The organism is Pseudomonas sp. App30, assembly GCF_047947025.1.
Taxonomy (GTDB): Bacteria; Pseudomonadota; Gammaproteobacteria; order Pseudomonadales; family Pseudomonadaceae; genus Aquipseudomonas.
In genome coordinates, this window is sequence record NZ_CP133165.1 from 3,310,837 (window position 1) to 3,324,680 (window position 13,844).

At 65.8% G+C, this 13,844-nt stretch carries 17 protein-coding genes; 14 read left to right on the top strand and 3 right to left on the bottom strand.

Going from position 1 to position 13,844, the window contains the following annotated elements:
• Positions 1-22: 22 nt before the first annotated feature.
• Genes RAM80_RS15410 through RAM80_RS15430 form a run of 5 tightly spaced genes read left to right on the top strand, consistent with a single transcriptional unit; the run spans position 23 to position 3,883 of the window.
• On the top strand, positions 23-592 hold the full coding sequence (locus RAM80_RS15410) for a YqgE/AlgH family protein (protein ID WP_416427489.1): 570 nt from the start codon (positions 23-25) through the stop codon (positions 590-592).
• Positions 592-1,032, top strand: a complete 441-nt coding sequence (gene ruvX / locus RAM80_RS15415; protein ID WP_416427340.1) for a Holliday junction resolvase RuvX — start codon at positions 592-594, stop codon at positions 1,030-1,032. Before RAM80_RS15410 ends, ruvX begins: the two co-directional genes overlap by 1 nt.
• Before the next feature lie 54 nt (positions 1,033-1,086).
• On the top strand, positions 1,087-1,599 hold the full coding sequence (pyrR, locus tag RAM80_RS15420) for a bifunctional pyr operon transcriptional regulator/uracil phosphoribosyltransferase PyrR (protein WP_416427341.1): 513 nt from the start codon (positions 1,087-1,089) through the stop codon (positions 1,597-1,599).
• An 11-nt stretch (positions 1,600-1,610) separates the two neighbouring features.
• Positions 1,611-2,615 carry an aspartate carbamoyltransferase catalytic subunit gene (locus tag RAM80_RS15425; protein WP_416427342.1) on the top strand — a complete coding sequence of 335 codons (1,005 nt, stop codon included), beginning with the start codon at positions 1,611-1,613 and terminating at the stop codon, positions 2,613-2,615.
• Complete coding sequence (locus RAM80_RS15430) at positions 2,612-3,883, top strand: dihydroorotase (protein WP_416427343.1); 1,272 nt, start codon at positions 2,612-2,614, stop codon at positions 3,881-3,883. Before RAM80_RS15425 ends, RAM80_RS15430 begins: the two co-directional genes overlap by 4 nt.
• A 51-nt stretch (positions 3,884-3,934) precedes the next feature.
• Here the strand turns inward: RAM80_RS15430 and RAM80_RS15435 are convergent, their stop codons facing one another.
• The gene (locus RAM80_RS15435) at positions 3,935-4,354 is read right to left on the bottom strand and encodes an NINE protein (RefSeq protein WP_416427344.1); all 420 of its coding nucleotides are present in this window, start codon (positions 4,352-4,354) and stop codon (positions 3,935-3,937) included.
• A 249-nt stretch (positions 4,355-4,603) separates the two neighbouring features.
• On the opposite strand from RAM80_RS15435, the gene RAM80_RS15440 reads away from it, so the two are divergent.
• Positions 4,604-5,290 carry a C40 family peptidase gene (locus tag RAM80_RS15440; RefSeq protein ID WP_416427345.1) on the top strand — a complete coding sequence of 229 codons (687 nt, stop codon included), beginning with the start codon at positions 4,604-4,606 and terminating at the stop codon, positions 5,288-5,290.
• 1 nt (position 5,291) lies between these two features.
• Here the strand turns inward: RAM80_RS15440 and RAM80_RS15445 are convergent, their stop codons facing one another.
• The gene (locus RAM80_RS15445; RefSeq protein WP_416427346.1) at positions 5,292-6,422 is read right to left on the bottom strand and encodes a PilT/PilU family type 4a pilus ATPase; all 1,131 of its coding nucleotides are present in this window, start codon (positions 6,420-6,422) and stop codon (positions 5,292-5,294) included.
• 23 nt (positions 6,423-6,445) lie between these two features.
• Positions 6,446-7,480 (bottom strand): type IV pilus twitching motility protein PilT, encoded by a 1,035-nt coding sequence (locus tag RAM80_RS15450; protein WP_416427347.1) that lies wholly within the window; start codon positions 7,478-7,480, stop codon positions 6,446-6,448.
• A 66-nt stretch (positions 7,481-7,546) separates the two neighbouring features.
• Here RAM80_RS15450 and RAM80_RS15455 point away from each other — a divergent pair, with 66 nt between their 5' ends.
• The 8 genes from RAM80_RS15455 to hemW all read left to right on the top strand — a co-directional run bounded on the left by RAM80_RS15455 (position 7,547) and on the right by hemW (position 13,840).
• Positions 7,547-8,236 (top strand): YggS family pyridoxal phosphate-dependent enzyme, encoded by a 690-nt coding sequence (locus RAM80_RS15455; protein ID WP_416427349.1) that lies wholly within the window; start codon positions 7,547-7,549, stop codon positions 8,234-8,236.
• A gap of 34 nt (positions 8,237-8,270) precedes the next feature.
• A complete protein-coding gene (gene proC / locus RAM80_RS15460) occupies positions 8,271-9,089 on the top strand; it encodes a pyrroline-5-carboxylate reductase (protein ID WP_416427350.1) in 819 nt (272 codons plus the stop codon).
• Between the two features lie 9 nt (positions 9,090-9,098).
• Positions 9,099-9,689 carry a YggT family protein gene (locus RAM80_RS15465; RefSeq protein ID WP_416427351.1) on the top strand — a complete coding sequence of 197 codons (591 nt, stop codon included), beginning with the start codon at positions 9,099-9,101 and terminating at the stop codon, positions 9,687-9,689.
• 132 nt (positions 9,690-9,821) lie between these two features.
• Positions 9,822-10,961, top strand: a complete 1,140-nt coding sequence (metX, locus tag RAM80_RS15470) for a homoserine O-succinyltransferase MetX (RefSeq protein WP_416427352.1) — start codon at positions 9,822-9,824, stop codon at positions 10,959-10,961.
• A 7-nt stretch (positions 10,962-10,968) separates the two neighbouring features.
• Positions 10,969-11,589 (top strand): methionine biosynthesis protein MetW, encoded by a 621-nt coding sequence (gene metW / locus RAM80_RS15475; RefSeq protein ID WP_416427353.1) that lies wholly within the window; start codon positions 10,969-10,971, stop codon positions 11,587-11,589.
• Positions 11,590-11,613: 24 nt separating this feature from the next.
• Entirely contained in the window at positions 11,614-12,051 is a 438-nt protein-coding gene (locus RAM80_RS15480; protein ID WP_416427354.1) for a DUF4426 domain-containing protein, read from the top strand.
• Positions 12,048-12,641 (top strand): RdgB/HAM1 family non-canonical purine NTP pyrophosphatase, encoded by a 594-nt coding sequence (gene rdgB / locus RAM80_RS15485; RefSeq protein ID WP_416427355.1) that lies wholly within the window; start codon positions 12,048-12,050, stop codon positions 12,639-12,641. Before RAM80_RS15480 ends, rdgB begins: the two co-directional genes overlap by 4 nt.
• Positions 12,638-13,840: a radical SAM family heme chaperone HemW gene (hemW, locus tag RAM80_RS15490; RefSeq protein WP_416427357.1), complete on the top strand. Its 1,203-nt coding sequence runs from the start codon at positions 12,638-12,640 to the stop codon at positions 13,838-13,840. Before rdgB ends, hemW begins: the two co-directional genes overlap by 4 nt.
• Positions 13,841-13,844 lie beyond the last annotated feature (4 nt).

Here is a 13,844-nt window from a genome sequence, read left to right on the forward strand (position 1 = left end):
GGGCGGCGCCACACTACAGGCCATGAAGAACGTCGATCCGAGTTACCTCAAGCATCAATTCCTGATCGCCATGCCCCACATGGCGGACCCGAACTTTGCGCAGACCTTGACCTACATCGTCGAGCACACGGCCAATGGCGCCATGGGTCTGGTGGTCAACCGGCCCCAGGAACTGAACCTGGCCGATATCCTCGAGCAATTGCGCCCGGACGTCGACCCGCCCGCCAGCTGCCAGCACATCCCCATCTACAGCGGCGGCCCGGTGCAGACCGACCGCGGCTTCGTGCTGCACCCCAGCGGCCCGACCTACCAGGCCACCGTGGACCTGGGCGGCATCTCGCTGTCCACCTCCCAGGACGTGCTGTTCGCCATCGCCGACGGCCTGGGGCCCAAGCAGAGCCTGATCACCCTCGGCTACGCCGGCTGGGAAGCCGGGCAGCTTGAAGCCGAACTGGCCGAGAACGCCTGGCTGACCTGCCCGTTCGACGCCGACATCCTGTTCGGCATGGAAAGCGAGCAGCGCCTGAGCGCCGCCGCCGCCCTGCTGGGGGTCAACCTCAGCCTGCTGACCAACCAGGCGGGGCACGCCTGATGGCCCAGGTTCGTCTATTGCTGGGCTTCGACTACGGCACCAAGCAGATCGGCGTCGCCGTGGGCCAGGTCATCACCGGCCAGGCCCGCGAGCTGTGCACCCTCAAGGCCCAGAACGGCGTGCCCGACTGGAACCAGGTGGAAGCCCTGATCAAGGAGTGGAAGCCCGACGCCATCGTCGTCGGCCTACCCCTGAACATGGACGGCACCCCCAGCGAAATGTGCGAGCGCGCCGAGAAGTTCGCCCGCCGCCTCAACGGCCGCTACAACCTGCCGGTGCACACCCACGACGAGCGCCTGACCACCTTCGAGGCCAAGGGCCAGCGCCGCGACCGTGGCGGCCAGAAAGGCAGCTACCGCGACAACCCGGTGGACGCCATCGCCGCGGCATTGCTGCTGCAGGGCTGGCTGGAGGAGCACGCCGGCCAGTTCGGTGCCTGAACATCCCCGTTGCACCGCCGGGCGCGCGCCGCCCGGTTTCTCAAGGAGCAAGTCATGAGCCTTCCAAACCCCGCCCAGCTGATCAGCCAGATGGCGGCCGACCTCACGGCGCACCTGGCCCGGCGCAACATCGCCGAGCCGCGCTTCATCGGCATCCGCACCGGCGGCGTGTGGGTGGCCCAGGCCCTGCTGCAAGCCCTGGGCAAGGACGCGCCGCTGGGCACCCTCGACGTGTCCTTCTACCGCGACGACTTCAGCCAGAACGGCCTGCACCCGCAGGTGCGGCCCTCGGACCTGCCGTTCGAGATCGAAGGCCAGCACCTGGTGCTGGTGGATGACGTGCTGATGAGCGGCCGCACCGTGCGCGCCGCCCTCAACGAGCTGTTCGACTACGGCCGCCCGGCCAGCGTGACCCTGGTCAGCCTGCTGGACCTGGACGCCGGCGAGCTGCCGATTCGCCCCAACGTCGTCGGCGCCACCCTGTCGCTGGCACCGCACGAACGGATCAAACTGACCGGGCCCGCCCCGCTCGCCTTCGAGCGCCAGGACCTCGCTTCCGCCCTTTGAGAGTTCCCGTGATGACGCCTATCGACGCCAAGCGCCCGCTGCAGCTCAACGACCAGGGCCAGCTGCGCCATTTCCTTTCGCTCGACGGCCTGCCCCGCGAGTTGCTGACCGAGATCCTCGACACCGCCGACTCGTTCCTGGAAGTGGGCGCGCGGGCGGTCAAGAAGGTCCCGCTATTGCGCGGCAAGACCGTGTGCAACGTGTTCTTCGAGAACTCCACGCGCACCCGCACCACGTTCGAGCTGGCGGCCCAGCGGCTGTCGGCGGACGTCATCACCCTGAACGTGTCCACCTCCTCCACCAGCAAGGGCGAGACGCTGTTCGACACCCTGCGCAACCTGGAGGCCATGGCCGCCGACATGTTCGTGGTGCGCCACGCCGATTCCGGCGCCGCGCACTTCATCGCCGAGCACGTGTGCCCGGAGGTGGCGATCATCAACGGCGGCGACGGCCGCCACGCGCACCCTACCCAGGGCATGCTCGACATGCTGACCATCCGCCGCCACAAAGGCAGCTTCGAGCATCTGTCGGTGGCGATCGTCGGCGATATCCTGCACTCGCGGGTGGCCCGTTCGAACATGATCGCGCTCAAGGCCCTGGGCTGCCCGGACATCCGCGTGGTGGCGCCCAAAACCCTGCTGCCGGTTGGCGTGGAACAGTACGGCGTCAAGGTGTACACCGACCTGGCCCAGGGCCTCAAGGACGTCGACGTGGTGATCATGCTGCGCCTGCAGCGCGAGCGCATGGCCGGCGGCCTGCTGCCCAGCGAGGGTGAGTTCTACCGCCTGTTCGGCCTGACCACCGCGCGCCTGGCCGGCGCCAAGCCCGATTGCATCGTGATGCACCCCGGGCCGATCAACCGCGGCGTGGAGATCGAATCGGCGGTGGCCGACGGCGCCCACTCGGTCATCCTCAACCAGGTCACCTATGGCATCGCCGTGCGCATGGCCGTGCTGTCCATGGCCATGAGTGGCCAGAATGCCCAGCGTCAACTCGACCAGGAGAACGCCCAGTGAGCCTCAGTATCCTCGGCGCTCGCGTCATCGACCCGGCTACCGGCCTGGACCAGGTCAGCGACCTGCACATCAGCGAAGGCAAGCTGCTGGCCATGGGCGCCGCGCCCGCAGGCTTCGTGCCCAGCCAGACCCTGGAGGCCAACGGCCTGATCGCCGCCCCTGGCCTGGTGGACCTGAGCGTGGCCCTGCGCGAGCCGGGCTACAGCCGCAAGGGCACCATCGCCAGCGAAACCCGCGCTGCTGCCGCCGGTGGCGTCACCAGCCTGTGCTGCCCGCCACGCACCAGGCCGGTGCTGGACACCCCGGCGGTGGCCGAACTGATCCTGGACCGCGCCCGCGAGGCCGGCCACGCCAAGGTGTTCCCGGTCGGCGCCCTGAGCAAGGGCCTGGAAGGCGAACAGCTGGCCGAGCTGGTGGCGTTGCGTGACGCCGGTTGCGTGGCCTTCGGCAACGGCCTGGCAAGCTTCCAGAACACCCGCACCCTGTGCCGGGCGCTGGAATACGCCGCCACCTTCGACCTGACCGTGGTGTTCCACTCCCAGGACCGCGACCTGGCCCAGGGAGGCCTGGCCCACGAAGGTCCCACCGCCAGCTTCCTGGGCCTGGCCGGTATTCCGGAAACCGCCGAGACCGTGGCCCTGGCCCGCGACCTGCTGCTGGTGGAACAGAGCGGCGTGCGCGCGCACTTCAGCCAGCTGACCAGCGCCCGTGGCGTGGAGCTGATTGCCCAGGCCCAGGCCCGTGGCCTGCCGGTGACGGCGGATGTGGCGCTGTACCAGTTGATCCTCACCGACGAGGCGCTGATCGACTTTTCCAGCCTGTACCACGTGCAGCCGCCGCTGCGCACCCGCGCCGATCGCGACGCCTTGCGTGAGGGGGTGAAGTCCGGCGTGATCCAGGCCATTTCCAGCCATCACCAGCCCCACGAGCGCGACGCCAAGCTGGCGCCGTTCGGGGCCACCGAGCCGGGCATCAGCAGCGTCGAGCTGCTGCTGCCACTGGCGCTGACTCTGGTGGAAGATGGCCTGCTGGACCTGCCCACCCTGCTGGCACGCCTGAGCAGCGGCCCGGCCGCGGCCCTGCGCCTGCCGTTAGGCGAATTGAAAGTGGGTGGCCCGGCCGACCTGGTGCTGTTCGCCCGCAACGTCTCCACCGTGGCGGGCGAGCGCTGGCTGTCCAAGGGCGACAACTGCCCGTTCATCGGCCACACCCTGCCGGGCGTGGTGCGCTACACCCTGGTGGACGGCCATATCGCCCACAACGGCTGACGCAAATCCCTGTAGCAGCGGCCGCCAGGCCGCGCCCCCAGGCGCCGCTGCTTACCGGTTCTGCGCGTTCTTCAGGGAAATCTGGTCATTCAACGTCCAGAAGTCATACAGCACGCCAATCAGGAAGAACCCGCCCGTGAGCAGGTAGATCAGGCCACTGATCCATTTGCCCTGGTACATGCGATGCACCCCGAACACCCCCAGGAAGGTCAGCAGGATCCAGGCCACGCTGTAGTCGGTGGGGCCGGCGAAGAAACGCATGTCCGCCTCGCGGTCCATCCCCGGTATCAGGAACAGGTCGATCAGCCAGCCAATGCCGAACAGGCCGAAGGTGAAGAACCACAACGTGCCGGTGATCGGCTTGCCGTAATAGAAGCGATGCGACCCGGTAAAACCGAAAATCCACAACAGGTAACCCAGCACCACGCTGTGGGTGTCCTGGTACTGGCTGTCTTGCTGATAGCTGTTCATGAGCGGCTTCGTACCCTCTGATAATTAAATTTTCTAAACATTTATGTGACTTTTTTGTCCCGTGCCGACGTGTGGTTGTGTGACCACCGAGTCGAGCAAACCCTTGCCCCGCCTGACTTCCACGCAAAAATTGTGGGAATTTGCCGTAGATTGATCACTTTTCGATCAGGATCACTGCCGACCAGCGGGTTAAAAACTGATCAAAAAGCTGTTATAAAGTTGCGCGCTTACCCACAAGAGCCTTGCCGAATGCGTCCATTTTTGAAGACATGGCTAACCATTTGCCTTTTATTGCCACTGGCCGCCCACGCCACCAATCGTGAGCAACGACTACCCGCCGGCTTCACCGGTCACGCTGCCAAGACCGGCGCAGCAGAACATACATCCACCCCGGTAGAACGTACCGAGGTGCTGGCCAGCAAATCCACCAGCCGCAGCAAGAAGCAGTCGGGGCGCAACCGCCACGGCCGCAACAGCGGCAGCAGCAACAGCCCGGCGGCCAAGGCCGTGGCCCAGATGTCGCCCAAGCAGAGCAGCGAAGTGCTGTCGCGCGCGGTCAACGTCCTGGGTACTCCCTATCGTTGGGGCGGCAGCAGCCCAAGTAAAGGGTTCGATTGCAGCGGGCTGGTGAAATACGCCTTCAACGACGTGCATGCGGTGGACCTGCCGCGCACTTCCAACGCCATGGCCGCCGGCCACGGCCAGAAGGTGGACCAGAAGGACCTGAAGCCGGGCGACCTGCTGTTCTTCAACATCAAGAGCCGCCGGGTCAACCACGTGGCCATCTACCTGGGCAACGATCGCTTCATCCACGCGCCGCGTCGCGGCAAGTCGGTGACCATCGACACCCTGAACAAGCCGTACTGGCAGGAACACTACGTTGTTGCCAAGCGCGTCCTGCCAAAGGACCAGGCCATGCGCGTGGTCCAGCGCTGATTCACCGTGACCCTGGCGTCGGGCCCCGTTCCGGCGCCAGGTTCAACCCCTCCCTGGGCTCCGCGCCCGTGCTCGACTCCAGCTTGATCATCAACCGCAGGTCGTTCGCCGAATCGGCATACGCCAGCGCGTCCTCGTAGCTGATCGCCTTCTCCCGGTACAACTCGTACAACGCCTGGTCCAGGGTACGCATGCCCTGGTCGTTGGTGCGGCGCATCAGGGTTTTCAGGCCCGGCACCTCGCCCCGGCGGATGCGGTCGGCCATCAGCGGCGTATTCACCAGGATTTCGACCACGGCACGCCGACTAGTTCCATCCGGGGTGGGCACCAGTTGCTGGGCGATGATGGCGCGCAGGTTCAGCGACAGCTCCATCCACACTTGGGTGTGGCGGTCCTGGGGGAAGAAGCTGATCACCCGCTCCAGCGCCTGGTCGGCGTTGGAGGCATGCAGGGTGGCCACGCACAGGTGGCCGGTTTCGGCGAAGCTCAGGGCCTGGCCCATGGTCTCGCGGCTGCGCACCTCGCCGATCATGATCACGTCCGGGGCCTGGCGCAGGGTGTTGCGCAGTGCCACTTCGAACGAGTCGGTGTCGATGCCCACCTCGCGCTGGGTGACGATGCAGTTCTGGTGTTCGTGGAGGAACTCGATGGGGTCCTCGATGGTGATGATGTGGCCGCTGCTGTGCTTGCTGCGGTGGTCGATCATCGCCGCCAGGGTCGAGGACTTGCCGGTGCCAGTGGCGCCCACTACCAGCACCAGGCCGCGCTTGAGCATGGCCAGGCCCTTGAGGGTGTCGGGCAGTTTCAGCTCATCGAAGGTGGGAATGCGGCTTTCGATGCGGCGGATGACCATGGCCGGCAGGCTGCGCTGGCAGAACGCGCTGACGCGGAAGCGGCCGATGTCGCGGGCGTGGATGGCGAAGTTGCACTCGCGGTGCTCGACGAACGCCAGCCGCTGGGGCTCGCTCATCAGCCCCAGCACGGCCTCGCGCACCTGCTCGGGGCTCATGGCGTTCTTGGTGACCGGCATGATCTTGCCGTGCACCTTCAGCGAGGGTGGCAGGCCTGGCGTGATGAAAAGGTCGGAACCGGCCTTGTCGACCATCAGTTTCAACAGCCTTTCGAACTCCATGGCCTACACCTCGCATCCAGCGGTCAGAAATTGTCGGGGGACTTGGCCTTCTCGCGCGCCGCCTCGCGACCGATCAGCCCGCGGGCCACCAGGTCCTTGAGGCACATGTCGAGGGTCTGCATGCCCAGCGCGCCGCCGGTCTGGATCGACGAGTACATCTGCGCCACCTTGTCCTCGCGGATCAGGTTGCGGATGGCCGGGGTGCCGATCATGATTTCGTGCGCCGCCACCCGGCCACCGCCGATCTTCTTCAGCAGGGTCTGGGAGATCACCGCCTGCAGCGATTCGGAGAGCATGGAGCGGACCATGGATTTCTCCTCGGCCGGGAACACGTCCACCACCCGGTCGATGGTCTTGGCCGCCGAGGTGGTGTGCAGGGTGCCGAACACCAGGTGGCCGGTCTCGGCCGCGGTCAGCGCCAGGCGGATGGTCTCCAGGTCGCGCATCTCGCCCACCAGGATGATGTCCGGGTCTTCACGCAGGGCCGAGCGCAGGGCGTTGGAGAAGCCCAGGGTGTCGCGGTGCACCTCGCGCTGGTTGACCAGGCACTTCTTCGACTCGTGGACGAATTCGATCGGGTCCTCGATGGTGAGGATGTGGTGGTGTTTGTTGTTGTTCAGGTAGTCGATCATCGCTGCCAGCGTGGTGGACTTGCCCGAACCGGTGGGGCCGGTGACCAGCACCAGGCCGCGGGGCACATCGGTAATCTTTCGAAACACATCGCCCATGCCCAGGTCTTCCATGGTCAGCACCTTGGAGGGGATGGTACGGAACACTGCGCCAGCGCCGCGGTTCTGGTTGAAGGCGTTGACCCGGAAGCGCGCCACGCCAGGTACTTCGAAGGAGAAGTCAGTCTCCAGGTACTCCTCGAAGTCCTTGCGCTGCTTGTCGTTCATGATGTCGTAGATCAGCTCGTGGACCTGCTTGTGATCCAGTGCTGGCAAATTGATTCTGCGTACATCACCATCGACCCGGATCATTGGCGGCAGCCCGGCGGACAGGTGCAGGTCGGAAGCGCCTTGCTTGGCGCTGAAAGCCAGCAATTCAGTAATGTCCATGAGACTCCCCAAAAACAGACAAGCAGGTAGAATGCCCCGGACCCCAAGACCCGCTGGCACAAATTAATGTCCACGATAGCAGACAACGTTTTACGGGTAAGCGCCCGAATCGACGCCGCCGCACAGGCCGTGCAGCGCGACCCTGCGGGCATCGGCCTGCTGGCGGTCAGCAAGACCAAGCCGGCCGAGGCCGTTCGCGAGGCGTTCGCCGCCGGAATCAGCGAATTCGGCGAAAATTACCTGCAGGAAGCCCTGGGCAAACAGGCGCAATTGACCGACCTGCCCTTGACTTGGCATTTCATCGGCCCCATTCAGTCGAACAAGACTCGTGCCATTGCCGAGCATTTCGCCTGGGTACATTCCGTGGACCGCCTGAAAATCGCCCAACGCCTGTCCGAGCAACGCCCGGCCGACCTGCCACCGCTGAACATCTGCATCCAGGTCAACGTCAGTGGCGAGGCCAGCAAGTCCGGCTGCACCGCTGCGGACCTGCCGGCGCTGGCCCAGGCCATTGCCGCCCTGCCGCGGCTGAAGCTGCGCGGCCTGATGGCGATTCCCGAACCTACCGAGGACCGTGCCGAGCAAGACGCGGCCTTCGCCACCGTGCGCAGCCTGCAGGCGAGCCTGAACCTGCCACTGGACACTTTATCCATGGGCATGAGCCACGACCTGGAAGCCGCCGTTGCACAAGGCGCCACCTGGGTGCGTATCGGCACTGCCCTGTTCGGCGCCCGCGACTATGGCCAGCAGCCATAGCGCGGGTACCCCCGCAACCTCTCAAGGACCTGACATGAGCAAGACTCGTATTGCGTTTATCGGCGCCGGCAACATGGCCGCCAGCCTGATCGGCGGCCTGCGCGCCCAAGGCCTGGAAGCACAGCAGATCCGCGCCAGCGACCCGGGCGAAGAGACCCGCGCGCGCATCAGCGCCGAACACGGCATCGAAACCTTCGCCGACAACGGCCAAGCCGTGGCAGGCGCCGACGTGGTGGTGCTGGCGGTCAAGCCGCAGGCCATGAAGGCCGTGTGCGAGGCCCTGCGCCCCAGCCTTGCGCCCAACCAGGTGGTGGTTTCCATCGCCGCCGGCATCACCTGCGCCAGCATGACCCAGTGGCTGGGCCAGCAGCCCATCGTGCGCTGCATGCCCAACACCCCGGCGCTGCTGCGCCAGGGCGTCAGCGGCCTGTACGCCACCGCACAGGTCACGGAGCAGCAACGCCAGCAGGCCGAGGCACTGCTGTCGGCCGTGGGCATCGCCCTGTGGCTGGACGACGAACAGCAACTGGACGCCGTCACCGCCGTCTCGGGCAGCGGCCCGGCGTACTTCTTCCTGCTGATCGAAGCCATGACCGCCGCCGGCGAGAAGCTTGGCCTGCCACGCGAGACCGCTGCCAAACTGACCCTGCAGACCGCCCTGGGCGCCGCCCACATGGCGGTTTCCAGCGACGTCGACGCCGCCGAGCTGCGCCGCCGCGTCACCTCGCCGGCCGGCACTACCGAAGCTGCAATCAAATCGTTCCAGGCCGGTGGTTTCGAAGCCCTGGTGGAAAAGGCGCTGGGCGCCGCTGCACACCGCTCGGCCGAAATGGCCGAACAACTGGGCAAGTAAGGAGCCGACATGATCGGATTGAACACCGCAGGTATCTACATCATTCAAACCGTCGGCAGCCTGTACCTGCTGATCGTGCTGTTGCGCTTCGTGCTGCAACTGGTGCGCGCCGACTTCTACAACCCGCTGAGCCAGTTCGCGGTGCGCGCCACCCAGCCGCTGCTCAAGCCTATCCGCCGCATCGTGCCCAGCCTGTTCGGGCTGGACATGTCGTCGCTGCTGCTGGCCATCGTTATCCAGCTGATCGTCATGGGCCTGACGCTGCTGCTGGCCTACGGCACCACCGGCAACCCGCTGCAGCTGCTGATCTGGTCGATCATTGGCGTCACCGCGCTGTTCCTGAAGATCTTCTTCTACGCCCTGATCATCAGCGTGATCCTCTCGTGGGTAGCGCCAGGCAGCCACAACCCGGGCGCCGAACTGGTGAACCAGATCTGCGAACCGGCCCTGGCGCCGTTCCGCCGCATCCTGCCCAACCTGGGCGGCCTGGACATTTCGCCGATCCTGGCGTTCATGGTGCTCAAGCTGCTGGACATGCTGGTGATCAACAACCTCGCCGCCATGACCCTGATGCCAAGCATCCTGCGTATGCTGATCTGACCTCCCGGGACGCGGCCTTTAGCCGCTGCTACAGGCCTTGTAGCAGCGGCGGCAGGCCGCGTCACCGGCGCCGCTTGCCGCTGGGTGCGGGGGTCTTTAGACTTACGCCTCATTTATGCGAGAGCAGGGTCGATGTCCACTGTCTTCCCCGAAGATTCCGTCGGTTTAGTCACACCGCAAATAGCCCACTTCAGCGAACCCCTGGCCCTTGCCTGTGGCCGCGCGCTGAACGCCTACGACCTCATCTACGAAACCTACGGCCAGCTCAACGCCGCCGCCAGCAACGCGATCCTCATCTGCCACGCGCTGTCGGGGCACCATCATGCCGCCGGCTACCACTCGGCCGCTGACCGCAAGCCCGGCTGGTGGGACAGCTGCATCGGCCCCGGCAAGCCGATCGACACCAACAAGTTCTTCGTGGTGAGCCTCAACAACCTCGGCGGTTGCAACGGCTCCACCGGCCCCAGCAGCATCAACCCGGACACCGGCAAGCCGTTTGGCGCCGATTTCCCGGTGCTGACCGTGGAAGACTGGGTGCACAGCCAGGCGCGCCTGGCCGACTACCTGGGCATCCACCAGTGGGCCGCCGTAGTCGGTGGCAGCCTGGGCGGCATGCAGGCCCAGCAGTGGACCATCACCTACCCCGACCGCGTGCGCCATTGCGTGGCCATCGCCTCGGCGCCCAAGCTGTCGGCGCAGAACATCGCCTTCAACGAAGTGGCGCGCCAAGCCATCCTCACCGACCCCGAGTTCCACGGCGGTTCGTTCCAGGAAGCCGGGGTCATCCCCAAGCGCGGGCTGATGCTGGCGCGCATGGTGGGCCACATCACCTACCTGTCGGACGACTCCATGGGCGAGAAATTCGGCCGTGGCCTGAAGAGCGAGAAGCTCAACTACGACTTCCACAGCGTGGAATTCCAGGTGGAAAGCTACCTGCGCTACCAGGGCGAGGAGTTCTCCGGACGTTTCGACGCCAACACCTACCTGCTGATGACCAAGGCGCTGGACTACTTCGACCCGGCCGCCCAGCACGGCGACGACCTGGCCGAGACCTTCAAGCACGCCACGGCCGATTTCTGCGTGATGTCGTTCACCACCGACTGGCGCTTCTCCCCGGCCCGTTCGCGGGAGATCGTCGACGCGCTGATGGCCGCGCGCAAGAACGTCTGCTACCTGGAGATCGACGCCCCGCAAGGCCATGACGCCTTCCTGATCCCGATCCCGCGCTACCTGCAGGCCTTCACCCGCTACATGAACCGAATTGCGATCTGAGGAAGCCATGAGAGCCGATCTTGAAATCATCCAGGACTGGATTCCGGCCGGCAGCCGCGTGCTCGACCTCGGTTGCGGCGACGGTGAACTGCTGGCCTGGCTGCGCGACAACAAGCAGGTGACCGGCTACGGCCTGGAAATCGACGCCGCCAACATCAACGAGTGCGTGCGCAAGGGCATCAACGTCATCGAGCAGGACCTGGACAAGGGCCTGGGCAACTTCGCCAGCAACAGCTTCGACGTGGTGGTGATGACCCAGGCGCTGCAGGCCGTGGAATACCCCGACCGCATCCTCGACGAGATGCTGCGCGTGGGCCGCCAGTGCATCATCACCTTCCCCAACTTCGGCCACTGGCGCTGCCGCTGGTACCTGGCCCGCAACGGCCGCATGCCGGTGTCGGAATTCCTGCCGTATACCTGGTACAACACGCCGAACATCCACTTCTGCACCTTCGAGGACTTCGAGGAGCTGTGCCGCGAGCGCAGCGCCCAGGTCCTCGACCGTCTGGCGGTAGACCACCAGCACAGGCATGGCTGGGCGAGCAAACTGTGGCCTAATCTGTTGGGTGAAATCGGCATCTACCGGGTCAACAGCCCGGGCCTGCAGGAGCATCGCCTGGCGGTGTGACCTGCCCACCCACGGAGATCGATCATGCGCCAGCTCGCCCTGCTCCTGCTTACCTGCTGCCTCGCCCTGCCGGCCTTCGCCGCCGATGCGGCCAGGGACAACCGCCAGGAACAGTTCGGCGAGCTGACGGTGCATTACAATGCGATCACCTCCAGCATCCTCCAGCCAGGCATCGCCAAGGCTGCAGGGCTGCTGCGCGGCAAAAACCTGGGCGTGCTCAACGTGGCACTGGAGAAGGCCGGCAAGTCCTTCCCCGCCGCCATCAGCGGCACCGTCAGCGGGCCGGGCGGCAAGAAAGAGCAGCTGACCTTCACCCAGGTAACCGAACAGGGCGCCGTGTCCTACGTTACACAGTTCCAGATTCCGCAGGACGCGACCTATACCTTTGACCTGAGCGTCAAGGCGGCCGGTGACGAACACCGCCTGACCTTCGACCAAGAACTCTTCCCGGGCGACTCATGAACTTCACGCAACTCGTGCTGGCCAGCCACAACGCCGGCAAACTCAAGGAACTCCAGGCCATGCTGGGCGGCAGCGTGCAGCTGCGCTCGGTGGGCGAATTCAGCCAGGTAGAGCCGGAAGAGACCGGCCTGTCGTTCGTCGAGAACGCCATCCTCAAGGCCCGCAACGCCTCGCGCCTGTCCGGCCTGCCGGCCCTGGCCGACGACTCGGGCCTGGCGGTGGACTTCCTCGGCGGTGCGCCGGGCATCTACTCGGCGCGCTACGCCGACGGCAAGGGCGACGCGGCCAACAACGCCAAGCTGCTGGACGCCCTGAAAGACGTGCCGGACGCCGAGCGCGGCGCGCAGTTCGTCTGCGTGCTGGCCCTGGTGCGCCACGCCGATGACCCGCTGCCCATCTTGTGCGAAGGCCTGTGGCACGGGCGCATCCTGCACGCCGCCAGCGGCGACCACGGCTTTGGCTACGACCCGCTGTTCTGGGTGCCCGAGCGCGACTGCTCGAGCGCCGAGCTGAGCCCGGTGGAAAAAAACCAGCTGAGCCACCGCGCCCGCGCCATGGCCATCCTGCGTCAACGCCTGGGCCTTGCATGACCACCACCACGCTGTTTGCCGGTGAGGATGGTTTTTCCTCGGTAGCACCGCGGGCGCCGCTGCCCGTGCTGCCGCCCCTGGCCCTGTACATCCATATCCCGTGGTGCGTGCGCAAATGCCCGTACTGCGACTTCAACTCCCACGCTGCCAGCCCGGAGCTGCCGGAAGAAGAGTATGTGGACGCGCTGCTGGCCGACCTGGACATCGACCTGCCGGCCGCCTACGGGCGCCCCCTGAGCTCGATCTTCTTCGGTGGCGGCACGCCCAGCCTGTTCAGCGCCAAGGCGCTAGGGCGGCTGCTGGAGGGCGTGGAGCAGCGCATTCCGTTCGCGCCCGACATCGAGATCACCCTGGAAGCCAACCCGGGCACCTTCGAGCAGGAGAAATTCCGCGCCTACCGGCAGCTGGGCATCAACCGCCTGTCCATCGGCATCCAGAGCTTCCAGGCCAGCAAGCTGGAAGCCCTGGGGCGCATCCACAACGGCGACGAGGCCATCCGCGCCGCCGACATGGCGCGCCAGGCCGGCTTCGACAACTTCAACCTGGACCTGATGCACGGCCTGCCCGACCAGTCCCTGGAAGAAGCGCTGGACGACCTGCGCCAGGCCATCGCGCTCAAACCCACGCACCTGTCCTGGTACCAGCTGACCCTGGAGCCCAACACGGTGTTCTGGAACCAGCCGCCGGTGCTGCCTGAAGACGACACCCTGTGGGACATTCAGGAAGCCGGCCAGGCACTGTTGGCCGAGCACGGTTACGGTCAATACGAAGTGTCGGCCTACGCCCAGCCGGGCAAGGCCGCGCGGCACAACCTGAACTACTGGAGCTTCGGTGATTTCATCGGCATCGGCGCCGGTGCCCACGGCAAGCTCAGCCACCCGGACGGGCGCATCGTGCGCACCTGGAAGACCCGGCTGCCCAAGGACTACCTGAACCCGGCCAAGCCGTTCCAGGCCGGCGAGAAGCTGCTGGCGCTGGACGAACTGCCGTTCGAGTTCCTGATGAACGCGCTGCGCCTGACCGCCGGCGTGGACGCGCAGCTGTACCCGCAACGCACCGGCCTGACCCTGGAAAGCCTGGACGAGGGGCGCCGGCAGGCCGAACAAAAAGGCCTTTTGCAGGTCGAACCGTCGCGCCTGGTCGCCACGCCCCAAGGCCAGCTGTTCCTCAACGACCTGCTGCAGTACTTCTTGACCTAAGGAT

Bases quoted from the DNA above. Each gene is read 5' to 3' on its own strand.
- RAM80_RS15410 (WP_416427489.1), top strand. From the start codon at position 23: ATGAAGAACGTCGATCCGAGTTACCTCAAGCATCAATTCCTGATCGCC.
- ruvX (WP_416427340.1), top strand. From the start codon at position 592: ATGGCCCAGGTTCGTCTATTGCTGGGCTTCGACTACGGCACCAAGCAG.
- pyrR (WP_416427341.1), top strand. From the start codon at position 1,087: ATGAGCCTTCCAAACCCCGCCCAGCTGATCAGCCAGATGGCGGCCGAC.
- RAM80_RS15425 (WP_416427342.1), top strand. From the start codon at position 1,611: ATGACGCCTATCGACGCCAAGCGCCCGCTGCAGCTCAACGACCAGGGC.
- RAM80_RS15435 (WP_416427344.1), bottom strand. From the start codon at position 4,354: ATGAACAGCTATCAGCAAGACAGCCAGTACCAGGACACCCACAGCGTG.
- RAM80_RS15440 (WP_416427345.1), top strand. From the start codon at position 4,604: ATGCGTCCATTTTTGAAGACATGGCTAACCATTTGCCTTTTATTGCCA.
- RAM80_RS15445 (WP_416427346.1), bottom strand. From the start codon at position 6,422: ATGGAGTTCGAAAGGCTGTTGAAACTGATGGTCGACAAGGCCGGTTCC.
- RAM80_RS15450 (WP_416427347.1), bottom strand. From the start codon at position 7,480: ATGGACATTACTGAATTGCTGGCTTTCAGCGCCAAGCAAGGCGCTTCC.
- RAM80_RS15455 (WP_416427349.1), top strand. From the start codon at position 7,547: ATGTCCACGATAGCAGACAACGTTTTACGGGTAAGCGCCCGAATCGAC.
- proC (WP_416427350.1), top strand. From the start codon at position 8,271: ATGAGCAAGACTCGTATTGCGTTTATCGGCGCCGGCAACATGGCCGCC.
- RAM80_RS15465 (WP_416427351.1), top strand. From the start codon at position 9,099: ATGATCGGATTGAACACCGCAGGTATCTACATCATTCAAACCGTCGGC.
- metX (WP_416427352.1), top strand. From the start codon at position 9,822: ATGTCCACTGTCTTCCCCGAAGATTCCGTCGGTTTAGTCACACCGCAA.
- metW (WP_416427353.1), top strand. From the start codon at position 10,969: ATGAGAGCCGATCTTGAAATCATCCAGGACTGGATTCCGGCCGGCAGC.
- RAM80_RS15480 (WP_416427354.1), top strand. From the start codon at position 11,614: ATGCGCCAGCTCGCCCTGCTCCTGCTTACCTGCTGCCTCGCCCTGCCG.
- rdgB (WP_416427355.1), top strand. From the start codon at position 12,048: ATGAACTTCACGCAACTCGTGCTGGCCAGCCACAACGCCGGCAAACTC.
- hemW (WP_416427357.1), top strand. From the start codon at position 12,638: ATGACCACCACCACGCTGTTTGCCGGTGAGGATGGTTTTTCCTCGGTA.